Origin of the sequence: Barnesiella sp. CU968, from assembly GCF_905219685.1 — a bacterium.
Classification (GTDB): Bacteria; Bacteroidota; Bacteroidia; order Bacteroidales; family Muribaculaceae; genus Lepagella; species Lepagella muris_A.
In genome coordinates, this window is the sequence record NZ_CAJMXD010000045.1 from 1 (window position 1) to 12,445 (window position 12,445).

Below are 12,445 nucleotides of genomic sequence, written 5' to 3' on the forward strand. Positions count from 1 at the left end.
AGGTGGTCGGGTTCTTCGCCTGACGCATGAAGTTGGCGATGAATGCCTCGATGGGGTTTTGCCCTTTGGTGAACTTGATGAGTTCGCTTAACGGGGTCGANTTTACATCGGCCATTTTTGGGGTACCGTCGGGGTTCTGACCGACGACCGCGCCTACCTGCCCGGTTTCATTGTCGCGGGCAATCAGCACTTCTTCCTTTGGATTTTCTTCCATGAGTGAATTAAAGATTTAGCGGTGATTATTTATCGGTGTTTCCACCGGTGTTGTTATGTTTTTTCTTCATCTTGGGATAGTCCGGATGCCGGGAGCTGATGAAGTGATTGTCTATGAAATCATTGAAGGCTTCCTGTGTCACGAATGCCGCCCCGCAGGTCAGACTTTCGTGGATCTCAATCTTTCCCTCGTCACGGTATTTGCGCATTGTCTTTTTGGAGATGTGCAACCCTAATGTCACATCATCAAGGGATATGATACGCTTACCGTGGTAAAATAATTCGGGAGATGCGCGAATGTCGTCATTGTGAGTTCTGATGCCGGCGAGAGCCATGCCTGCAATCACAGCGGTCTTGAAATCCGCTTCGGTGGATGTTACGTTGCCCNTAATGTCATTCCGCGTCTGTGGTGCTGAACATCTCTCTGAGTGCCACGCTCAAAAATAAGAACATGAGGCAACCTACAAACCAGTCGATATTCTCAGCATTGTCATCGCACACAGGAGCGGAACATGCTTGCTTTCTGTCGAACTTACGCTTGAATGAACGTTTTTTGTTTCTTGTGGATGACTTCTTTACGAAGTCGGTGGCATTGGGTGGATTTTTTGTTTCCATTCGGTTGTTTTGGGTTTGGTTTGCGAGGAATAGCCCTCGGTTGAAATTATAACCGAATGGTTGAAAATTGAGGTGATCCGAGGCGTGTTAAAATCAACAACACACTAAATAGCAGCCTCTTAACTGCTTGAAATTTACAATAGTTAAATTTTTGCTTTCACGCTGGATAGTAAATAAACCTGAAGATTAAGCGTGAAATATATCCTTAAAATGAATAAATGGCAGATTAGATTAAGGCAAAAAAAATAGCGTGCAATTCACGCTAACTCTATTGATGGCTCTGGACTGCCTTGAACGATTTAGCCGTGTATGCACGCTATGCGGTAAGCATAGCATAAGCATCACGCCAAGCTCGTTCTTATAAATTGTCCAGATTTACAATAGAACTTATGCGGAAGTTATGTTATCCTATAAATTTGAAGCGATTGACTCTACAACCGCGGTCTTTGCTATTTTAACACTGCAAAGTTAGTGATTTTTGGTGAGCTGTCAAACCTCCGGCTCGCCCTTCTTGCCGATGCCGTGTTTTTTACGCTGTTCTATCAGAGCGCGTTCCGAGATTCCCAACAGCTTTGCCGCTCCTGTCCAAGAACCACTGCGACGGTACGCCTCAATGATTTTTTCCTTGTCTTTTTGCGGCTTGCGCAGAGTAAGGCTGTCATCTGCATCAGGCTCCGACTGGCTGAAATTGAGGTCAGTTGCCGATATTATATCTGTCTTTGAATGGAATGCGGCATAGAGGACGGTGTCTTTCAGTTCCCTTACATTGCCGGGCCACGGGTGCAGCTTCAACGCTTTGACTGCCGAGGCATCGAGCTTTTTCCTGTGCTGTTCTCTGTTGTGGGCAAAACGTGTCAGGAAATAGTCTGACAACGGCACGATGTCTTCGGTCACCTCCCGTAATGGCGGCACTGTGATGTCAACCGGTCGTAGAGTATAGAACAGATTTGGGCGGAACGTCTTTTCAGACACCATGCGGCGCAGGTCGGGGTCTGCTGTGCATATAACCCTCACATTCGGATGCTCGTTTTCAAGTATGTGAAGAAGTACCGATTGTTTCTCGAAGGTCAGCAACTGCACGTTCTTGATTATGATCGTACCGCCGTCAGCCTTCTTGAAGTATCCTTCCATACGGTTAAGGACTTCACTTCGCAGATTTGCAGGGTCATGGTTGCCGACAAGTGCCGCGCCGCCGGCTTCTATGACGGTACATGGCTTTTGTGACCGTGAACTGAGCCTGTAAATCTCTTTTGCAATCTGCTCTTTCCCTGAACCGCATTCGCCGAAAATGACGGCATTGACGTCCGTCGCGGCAATATTTCTTATTGCCCTTTCAATCCCGGCAAATGCCTCACTTTTGCGTGGTATAAGCTCGTCAGGAAGCAACAGCATTGTTCTGCCCGGTCTTGCATACCTGCCCACTGTTTCGACAAGCTGCTTGTCCATTGCCGGACGCTGAATGATGTTGACGGCACCGCCATCCTTCATCACATCGGCAATATCCAACGGGTTGAGATTGTCCACTATGGCGATTACGGGGAATCCATATCCCTCCGCCTTCTGCCAGTTGATTAACTCCTGCGCTGTGCCACGGACGAATTTCATCGCCGCGACAATCACTGCGCCGGGTGGCAATTTCGCCACCTCGTCCTTTGCTACCTCCATCGTCTCGACGGCAATCGGCTCATAACTGTGCTTGACAAGCATGCCCACCATAAGCCGACGGTCTGATTCGGAGGCATCAACAATGAGTACCTTGTTCATAAGATTATAATTAAACATTTGAGGTTATTCATTAACAGTCCCCGACAAAGCTGCCGAGGACCGAATTTTTGTTTGTATGATTAGCTGTTTCTTTCAGAGTTCCTTTAATGTGTTATAAATTTTAGTATTAATGCTTAGCCTGTGCTGTTGATTATAGAGTTGCCTTTTTCCATGTTATTTTTCTAATGGGTTATAGAACTGTGACCAATCTTCATTCAGACGATGGAAACCTTGCTCACTATTATCCATAATTATAATCCGTGCGCCGGTATTGCGGACAAATGCTCCTGCGTTTTGATACATTTCACGCTCAAATCGCTTCCAGTCTTCTTTATTCATGGTTTTACGGTTCCAGTCATAACGGATTATCGGCTGCGTTTTTTGCGTTAAGCCTTCTGCCTCAAACACAAAATTATGCTCGGAATCCTCTGCTTTAAGAACAAGGTCCTTGACTCCGTTTAGTTTCCACGGACCGTATGGCAACGGAATGTCATTGGTGTAATATACTTTCCATTCGCGCCCTCCGTAGGTACATTTAGCCGCATGACAGTGGTAGCCCATCACTGTGGCTGTGTCTTCAAGAACGTACGTCCATACAGGAGCGGGAGTATTCTCCGTATATTCAATAACTTGAGAAGTATAGGGAACACGATGGGTGACAATGGTCGTCGAATCAGCATGATTGACAAGAAGGTCAAATCCGACATAATTCTCCGGCACGGTCTGGAATTGCATTGTGGTTTTGAGTTCTTTAGTGTTCCGGATGTCAAGATCACGGAGATTGCGACTGAAGAAGGCGTTGTATTTACGTCCAAGTTGCAGATCCATCAGGTCTTCTTGACTGAGCGAATCGTCTTTCTCAGTTGCCTTGTATTTGAATCGATAGGTGATTGTTAGATAACAGGAGTNAAGTGCTTGTGCTTTGTCGGTATCCTCATGGGCAAGTGTGAATGTCGGTGTATCCATTGCATAGGTAACTGTGACCTGTGCTGAGACATACACACATGAGAGCATCATTAAAGATGCTAAAGCTAAAAGTGTCTTTTTAATCATTCTCATATTGGTGTTTTTTTAGTTGATAATTTTCATAGTTGTTATTTTATGCTGAATCTAATGCCAAGCATGATTGTACGGCCACGCAGACGATATTGACTTGAATACTGTATGATTCCGTTATCATTATAGCGGCGAAATATTCTGCAATCCAACAAATTGCTACATTTGAGGGATAATATTGCGTTCCCTAAGGAATATTCTATATTGCAGTTGAGGAAAGTATTGTTTCTATAACTCGCTGAATAGTCGTTGTAATAATACATTACAGTCGGCATCAGGCTAAGTTGCTTACAGGGCCAGATAACGAAAGATGTTGAATTGGTGAATGTATGTTTCGCATTTCCGTTGGCTATACCGTCGGTAAATGTCTTGGATAATGAAAATTCATTTGAAGTCTCAAAAGTAATCCATCGGGCGAAAGAAGCTGTAAAGGAAATGTTCGCTCGCAGATAATTGTTTCGCCCTCTGTGCATGGCATCATCGACATAAAACTCATTCTGACTTGAGCCGATTGTAAACGATTCGCTTATCTTGGAATTCCATTNGAAAAATCCTTTGGAAAATGTCTAGTCTCCCTNCCAGATATTACCACTTGTAGCATACGGCAGTCTTATATACTTGATAATATCGTCAGTCACATCATATCCATTGGATAAGCTATTATAGGAATAAGCATGTGTTAATGTCACACCTCCAAACAGCATATCGAGCACGCTTTGGTAACTTGCACTTAAGGCCGTTTTTATAGTCCTGTTGATTTTAGCCTCAAGTTGGTACGGATTCGAAATAGAAGTACGATAATCAATATATCGCCTCTGTGCCATGAGGGAAAGGGCTGCGGGCATAGATTCCTCGCAGGTTGATGTCAACGCAAAAGACAAACGCTCCGATGGTTTGAAAGTGAGATTTGTGTAAGGTTTGAACGAAAAGAACATTTTGTCATATTTCCATTCTCCGTCTGTCGATGTATAATATTCAAAACCGACAGGCATGTATATCAGCCATTGGAATCGCTGACCGTAATGCAGAAAGAACTTAGGTGTGATGTTGGCACCTAACTGCCAAGTTCGTTGATTTCCTGATGTAAGATTTTCAGCCAGATTCAGTTCCGTTTTAGCCTGCTGCCATTGCGCATCGAAGCCGCCGTTGAGGTTGAACATAAAATGAGGCACTGCAACGGCGATTATAGATGCAGTTCCGCCGGTGTTCAGATTTCTTTGTCTTACAGTCTGATCCATACCACATTCTATCAACCGAAGTATTCCGAATTTATCAGTATAATTGGCATGCAAGGTCGCCTCGCCAATGCCCCCCTGTTTATTCTTATAATTTATCTTCAGCACATCATCTATATTAAATGAATGTCCTGAGAATTGCTGTCCTATCAAATCGTTGATAGATCCGTCGCCATGAGGAAACGACGCACTTGCTGTAAAAGCGTTTTTGATATAACGCTCATTACCGTTCAGCTTATAGACTGCATGTGCTCCTACGAATTGCTGGCGCATACAGGCTCTATTCGATTCATCTATAACAAAACGCGAGATACTGTCGGCAAGATAAGTGGTTTGCTCTGTAGCCTCTCTTTTTTCTTTGTCAAAAAGGTAATTGAGATTAAACGCCAATGTCTTGTCTTCGTCTAACTTGAAAAGTTGATTTATCGACAGGCTATGTGAGTTGTTACGATATGCGTAAGTGTCATTCAGCCCCGGAGAATCAGGGAAAAGTATCCCCGTTCCGTAAGATGAATTGAATGTCACGGGTGCACCAATATCCTGTCTCAAGTCATTGCCAATGTTGTTCGTCTTATAAACAGAGATATTTTGGGCTTTGCGCCGGAAATTCATGAGGGTGGCGGAGGCATCCCAAGATATATTGGGCTGTGTCCCGATTGCTGCTTGAAGTGTGGATGACCATATACCGAGAGCATTTTGTTTAAGCTTTATGTTCATAGCGGGAGCATTGCCGCTCTTCACTCCTTGCAGCAATTTCACATCCTGATGATTTTGCAGTACTTGAACTGAACCTATATCATTTGCATCGATATTTCTTGTAGCTACACCATAATTTCCGCCAAGCATATCAAGTCCCTCGATATAAAACTCATTTATCCATTGTCCGTTATAAGTTATCTGGCCATCGGCTTTTACTTCAATACCCGGCATCTTTCGCAACAAGTCTTCAAGAGTCTTGTCGTTTTTACCTCTGTATGTAGCAGCAGAATACGAAATTGTATCGCCGGACTGTCGGATTTTTTTAGCAGTAACAATTACTTCCTTTAGTTCAAGGGCGTTGATAATTGAATCCAGTGATTCGGTACTGACCTCCTGCGCCATCGCCATAAGAGCGATGGACACAAAGATGAATAGTATTTTGAATCGTTTGAACATAATTTGTCTTAAAAAGTCAAGCGCAAAATTACGGCAAACTCTTTCTCCAAAGTCTTAGTTGAATCTCCTTTAGTCTTAGTTAGTCTTAATTTGGGGTGATTTTATCGTAATTTTTCATTAATTTTGTTGACATGAAACGTTTTAGGACTATCACAATCATTTGTTTGTCAATCATTGCTATTTTGGTGACGGCTAACTTCTGGTATATGCATCGCCTATACGAATCCATAAGGATGCAGACTCTTCGGACCGTAAAAGAATGTGTGAGGAGGGCAGATGTGCTGGAAATTATCGACAGGAAGGCTCTTGCTTCTGGCCTAAAGGAAGATTTTTCAATAAAAGTCGGAATTGTTGTTAAAGGCGAAATAGATTCGGGGGGAAACTTTGACTTTATTCACGAAATGGATAAAGTCAACCAAACTATGAGTGAAGAATTCCACTCAGTGGAACAAACGGACGTCACGATACCGACTCGTAATTATAATCGACTGGCATTACTCCTTCAAAATGAGCTCAAAAACTATGGTATTAAACTTAACCGGGTGGCAATAGTTCCATTTGGCGAAAATGCTGGTCAAATCAAAGGACTGTGGCATATCGACTTTTCTATAACGGAAGGGGAACCGCCTCTTTATACTGTTTATTTCTCTCCCCTTCAAAAGCATGTCCTCAGACAAATGGCGGGAATTTTGGCGACATCATCCGCTGTTCTCGCACTAATGATTTTCCTAATATGGTATCTTTTACACTGGGTTGGAAAACTGCGTAGTATTGAGCAGATGAAGGATGATTTCACTCACAACATGACTCACGAACTGAAAACTCCGGTGGCCGTGGCTTATTCTGCGGCGGATTCAATGCTCCGATACTATGACCAGAGTGACGAGGTAAGGAATAAACAGTTCCTTAAGATTATTATGCAAAGACTGAGTTTCCTTTCCGGCATGATTGAGAATATTCTGTCAATGAGTATGGAACGCTTCAAAGCGATGAAACTCAGCATTGAGAATGTGGAGGTAAAACCAATTGTCGTAGAGGTCGCGGGAATGATTGAGCTTAAAGCCGACAAACCGGTGAAGATTGATATTGAAATCCCGGACAATCTTTCGGTCATGGCAGATTCATTACATTTCGGCAATGTCCTGTCAAATCTGATAGACAACGCCGTGAAATATTCCGAAGATACTGTCAACATAAAAATTATGGCTGACAACAACTCAATTGTAATTGCAGACAACGGCATAGGAATAGACAAGGACAATCTCCCTTATATATTTGATAAGTTCTATCGTGTCACCTCAGGAGACCGTTATGAGGTTGGAGGTTACGGGCTTGGACTTTTCTATGTAAAGCAGATTGTTGAATTACTTGGCTGGAGCATAGATGTGACAAGCAAACCGGGAGTCGGAACGAAATTCACAATTAAATTTAAGAACAATGAGGAAAGATAAGATATTGCTCGTAGAAGATGACTCAACTCTTTCATTTATTGTGCAGGATGCGCTGACCCGTGAAGGTTTTGATGTCGTTTGTGCTTCAAACGGAGAGTTCGGGCTTAAACTCTTCAAGGAGTCCGAACCGGATATTATTGTTGCAGACGTGATGATGCCAAAGATGGACGGTTTTGAGATGGTAAGGCTTATCCGTCTTACAGCACCGGCTGTACCCGTGCTTTTTTTGACCGCCAGAACTGCGCTTGACGATGTGGTGAAAGGGTTTGAGCTTGGAGCCAACGACTACATCCGCAAACCGTTTCAGATACTCGAACTTGTTGTGAGAATTAAGGCTTTATTGAAGCGTAATTCTCAGGGCATTACCGAAGATACGAATCTCAATATCGGAGATAGCTCACTTGACTTTGCATCACAACAACTTGTAATAAGAGAAGAGGCTATCGAACTGACACATACCGAAGCTGTAATCATTGATGAACTATTCCGCCATCCAAATGAAGTAGTCGAGGCTAAGACACTTATGTATCGCATTTGGCAGAACGATGATTATAACAACCTCAACCGTCTTCACGGATTTATCTATAAACTCCGCAAATACCTGTCTAAATCAACCTCGCTGGAACTTCTGAATGTTCGAGGGATAGGCTATAAATTAGCCACCTCCAAGCAGGAATAATACGGTATCAAAGCCATTGAAGATAAAAAGCAGACAAATGGAGGACGGTATTTCCATCTGTCTGCTGTTGAATTATAGTCCTATAAGTCGAATGGGGCGTTGAGGGTTAGTCATAGGTCGATAACGAAATTGAGGTTCTGCAACCATTGACTTTTTAGTATCAGTGGCCGGAGTATCGACAGTATTGACCTGCTTATTCTCAACGCCGTCCTGTTCCTCCTTTTTAGGTGCCAGTTCGGCAGTGATTTTACGGTCGAGGGCGGCGAGTTCGGATTTGAGGGCTTTCAGTTCGTTTTCCTTGCCCCATTTGCGCGACACGATGGCTTCAAGGGTCGGCACATCGACACGCTTTTTCTCGGCTCGTTCACGGTGCTGGCGGATTGTTTCGGGGAGTTTTTCAAGGGCGTTTACGAAGTTCATGCAGGCGGCATGTGTGTCTGACATTGCGAGATTGCCATTATTGTAGGTGTATTTGTACTGACCTTCCACCATAAAGCGGTTGTGGACTGCCTCAACACCGTCAACAATTGCTTTCTCCGAGATGATACACACCGGGAAGCCGTAGATTTCGCCGACACGGACATACTCGCCATGTGTGTTGGTGTTTTTCACCAACGCCTGAAGGTATTTACCCATGCGATCCTCGTCGGTAAACTGGCAATTGTCAAGCGTGAGGGCGTTGACTGGGTTGCCCTCACTGTCGCGCTGAACGACTGCGGCATAGCGAGAGTTGTCTGCCTCCATCTTGCCGATAATGATTTCCAGTTTTTCAACCTCGTCGGTGATGTCACGAAGTCTGGCACGGCTGTCACCAAGACCCTTGTTGAAAGAACGGTGTTCACTCTCCATAGCGGCTATGCGCTTTTCAAGTTTAGCCTTTTCAAGAAGGTCGGTGTTGCCCGACAGGATAGCCACATACTCCGAGTAGTTCATGCCGGATTTCTCGTCAGAGCTGCCCTCGTCGATCGTGCGAAGCCCCATCGCCCCGCGTTTGAGCTGGGATATGAATGTCTGCTTGCAATGCAGGAGGTTGAACTTGTAGGCATCGAGTGAGCGTTCAACGGCATAGATTATGACATCCACCTTGTTATCGTTGTGGAGTTTGGCGACCTCGTTGCCCTTGCGTATGGCACGCCCTTCGCGCTGCTCCAAGTCGCTGGGCCGCCACGGGCAGTCAAGATGATGGATTGCGACGGCGCGTTGCTGGGCGTTGACGCCTGTTCCCAGCATTGAAGTCGAGCCGAACAGAATTCTTACGTTCCCGGCGTTCATGTCGGCAATCATGCGGTCTTTCGCCCGCTGTGTGCCGCACTCCTGTATGAAGCGTATCTCGCTTGCGGGTATGCCGTGGTCTTCAACAAGTTTCCGTTTAATCTCGGCATACACGCTCCACTCGCCCGGCTTGTAAGTACCTAAATCGCTGAAAACAAACTGCGTGCCTTTATATTCGGCGAAGCGTCGATAGTATTCCGCTATCTTGGCGGCGCAGATACTCGCCTTGTTGCCGGGATTGTCGCCATATTCCGGGTCAATCATACGCATATCAAGCGACATCTTGCGGGCATAGTCGGTGGCTATGAGCATACGCGCCTTGTCCTCGCTGTCCGAAAGAGGCAGTCTGCCCAGCAATGTGGCGTCGCCGGTCTGGGCGAACACCATCAGCTTTTTGATAAATTCCTCCTGCTCAGGCGTGGGCGGAATATTGCACATGATCTCGTTCTTCTCCGGGCGGTCAACGCCCACATCCTCCGCGGTCTTGTAGTCGGTAATCTCGTTGTAGAATGCTGCCAGTTCCGGCACCTTGATAAAATACCTGAAACGCTCTTTGGCGGCTATCGTATTAGTCACGGTAAACTCGAAGTCGGTCGTTTTCTTTGCGAAAATCGCCGCCCATGCGTCGAAGCAATTTATCTGCTGAGATTCCAGAGCATTGGGGCGCAGGTATTTGAACAGAAGATACAGCTCCGTCAGAGAGTTGGAGATTGTCGTGCCTGACAGGAATGTAGCACCGAGGTCTTTGCCCGTGCACTCCTGTATGGTGCGTATGGCATAAAGGAGGTTAAGGGCGCGGTTGCTCCCTTCGGAATTGCCGAGTCCCGCCACACGGTCGTGACGGGTGTTGAAGGTCAGGTTCTTAAAATAGTGGCTCTCGTCAATAAAGATATGGTCGATGCCCATGCTCTTGAAGTCAAGCACCTCGTCCTTCTCCTTTTCCATCTTGTAGCGTATGGTTTCAAGTCGCTTTTCGAGAGTCGCCTTCCGTTTTTGAAGTCCTTTGAGCATACCTACGGAGATGTCCTTTCCCTGCTCCTTGAGAACATTGAGGTTTTCCTCCACCGTGTCAAGCTCCGCCTGCATTATTTCCTCCTGCAAATCGCGCGACTGCGGGATTTTACCGAACTGGTCGTGCGACATTATTATGCAGTCGTAGTCGTTGTTCTGCATATTCCGCAGGAATTTCACGCGGTTGGCGGTTGAGAAAGTCTTTTCATCGGCAAAAAGTATGCGGGCGTCCGGGTACGCCGTGCGGTAGGTTTCGGCAATGGCGGCGACATTGGCTTTAAGCCCGATAATCATAGGCTTGTGGGCAAGACCAAGACGCTTCATTTCGTGCGCTGCTATGCACATTATCAAGGTTTTACCCGTGCCTACCTCGTGATCCGCGATACCCCCGCCGTTCTGCAATAGCATCCATATACAGTCCTTTTGGGATTGGTATATTGACCTGACATTCAGCCTTTCGCCAAGCAGTTTCATGTTTATGCCGGGGAATGTCTGGTGGGAGCCGTCATAGCGCGGTCTGACGAAGCAGTTGAAGCGGCGGTTGTAGAGGTCGACAAGCCGTTCCTTGAACTCGTCGCTTTGGTTGTCGAGCCACTCTGTGAAGCCGTCGCGGATTTCGTCAATCTTTGTATTGGCAAGCTGTATCGCCTCCGGGTCGGGAACAAGAATGTCCTTGCCGTTCGCGTCCTTGCCTATTGATTTCTTGATGTTGGGGGTGGTGTTGTGCAAGGCATGGCGCAACAGCGACATTCCGTTGTAATGCCTGAACTTACCCTCTACGCAGTATTCGTGTGTTATTTTGGCTGTATCATCGGTGTTTGTCGCCGAGAAAGTATCCATAGCCGAGGAATATGCAATCTTCACCTCGGTGTCATAGAGATATGACATGTATTCGGCATAGATGCCGGCGGGTATCCAACGCTCGCCGAAGTTGAAGTCCAGCTCCTCGTAGCGTATCCTTTCGGGAAATGCGTCTTTTAAGGCGTTGAGCGATGCCGCCACACGCGGGTCTGTGTCACCTGTGTCGGCAATCCATTGTTCAATAAGCTCAGCCTTTGTCACCACATTCCCGGCTATGAAGCGGTCGGAGATTTCGTACTCTCCTATGAGCGGGTTGAAATATATCCGTCCGTCAAGACTCTCTATAATCTGCGCCTCGTCCATGCCGACAAGAGAACACATATAGGGGAAATCCACCTTGCCGAACCTGTTGAGCGAGGCGGACAGAGCCTCCATAGGGGTGCAGACGGATGTAACCTCGTCAACGGCAAACGATACCGGGCGGTCGAAGATGTCAGCCTTCACGAACAGCCCGTTGTCGCCACGTTCAAGGGCGAGAGCGTCACACCCGTTGGAGTCCATTTTTATGAACTTCACATTCTCACGCTCGTTGAGATGCCCGAATTTCTCCACGAACTCATCATAATACTGGTTGAGATGTTCGCGCAGTTCGGCACTTGCCTCGTGTGTTTCCGCCTCGTAATGGTAGAGTTGCTGATATGTTTCCGACAGGGTAATATACAGCATGGCGCGTTTCTCCTGCTCCGGTTTGAGCTGGAGCGGTGTGAAGGTGGCACCCATGCGGCTGACCTGCGAGAGAAAGCCGACCTGACCTCTGTCGCATACCATTGAACCCTCCTTGTGGAAAAACTGCATATCTTCCGAGAACGGACGGGGCGACATATCCGGCTCTCTGTTTACATCCTCAATCGGGATAATGGTGCGCTTCCTGACACCCGTAGGCACACCGGGAATGAAATCGCCCTCGGTTATTTCTATATATGGGCCGGTGGGGATATTATCTTTGTCCTTATTTTTTGCAGCTTCCATGCGTTGCCGCTCCACTTCTTGCTCCATGAGCTGACGGTGGGCAATCTCCATCATAGTGGTGTAAAACCCGTTTATAGGTGGGTTATCATCCCAGTTGAGAGAACCGTAAAATTTTAGTTCATCTTCGGTGAGCGGGCGGAAGTCGGTCTTGGACGTTTCAACCT

8 protein-coding genes are annotated in these 12,445 nt (G+C 46.3%); 2 read left to right on the forward strand and 6 right to left on the reverse strand.

Features of this window, described 5'->3' with window-relative positions:
- Window positions 1-239: 239 nt before the first annotated feature.
- The 5 genes from JX312_RS03305 to JX312_RS03325 all read right to left on the reverse strand — a co-directional run bounded on the left by JX312_RS03305 (window position 240) and on the right by JX312_RS03325 (window position 4,121).
- Complete coding sequence (locus JX312_RS03305; protein WP_204457066.1) at window positions 240-560, reverse strand: hypothetical protein; 321 nt, start codon at window positions 558-560, stop codon at window positions 240-242.
- Between the two features lie 46 nt (window positions 561-606).
- On the reverse strand, window positions 607-828 hold the full coding sequence (locus tag JX312_RS03310) for a hypothetical protein (RefSeq protein ID WP_123485513.1): 222 nt from the start codon (window positions 826-828) through the stop codon (window positions 607-609).
- 489 nt (window positions 829-1,317) lie between these two features.
- Window positions 1,318-2,592 carry a sigma-54 dependent transcriptional regulator gene (locus tag JX312_RS03315; protein ID WP_204457067.1) on the reverse strand — a complete coding sequence of 425 codons (1,275 nt, stop codon included), beginning with the start codon at window positions 2,590-2,592 and terminating at the stop codon, window positions 1,318-1,320.
- Between the two features lie 174 nt (window positions 2,593-2,766).
- Entirely contained in the window at window positions 2,767-3,651 is an 885-nt protein-coding gene (locus JX312_RS03320; protein ID WP_204457068.1) for a GLPGLI family protein, read from the reverse strand.
- 35 nt (window positions 3,652-3,686) lie between these two features.
- Window positions 3,687-4,121: a hypothetical protein gene (locus tag JX312_RS03325; protein WP_204457069.1), complete on the reverse strand. Its 435-nt coding sequence runs from the start codon at window positions 4,119-4,121 to the stop codon at window positions 3,687-3,689.
- A 2,636-nt stretch (window positions 4,122-6,757) separates the two neighbouring features.
- Here JX312_RS03325 and JX312_RS03330 point away from each other — a divergent pair.
- Both JX312_RS03330 and JX312_RS03335 read left to right on the forward strand, forming a co-directional pair.
- A complete protein-coding gene (locus JX312_RS03330; protein ID WP_168185369.1) occupies window positions 6,758-7,489 on the forward strand; it encodes a sensor histidine kinase KdpD in 732 nt (243 codons plus the stop codon).
- Complete coding sequence (locus tag JX312_RS03335; RefSeq protein ID WP_204457070.1) at window positions 7,476-8,168, forward strand: response regulator transcription factor; 693 nt, start codon at window positions 7,476-7,478, stop codon at window positions 8,166-8,168. The genes JX312_RS03330 and JX312_RS03335 overlap by 14 nt, the downstream gene beginning before the upstream one ends.
- Before the next feature lie 72 nt (window positions 8,169-8,240).
- On the opposite strand, the gene JX312_RS03340 is transcribed toward JX312_RS03335, so the two are convergent.
- The coding region (locus tag JX312_RS03340) for a helicase-related protein (protein WP_204457071.1) at window positions 8,241-12,445 on the reverse strand (4,205 nt) is incomplete at its 5' end.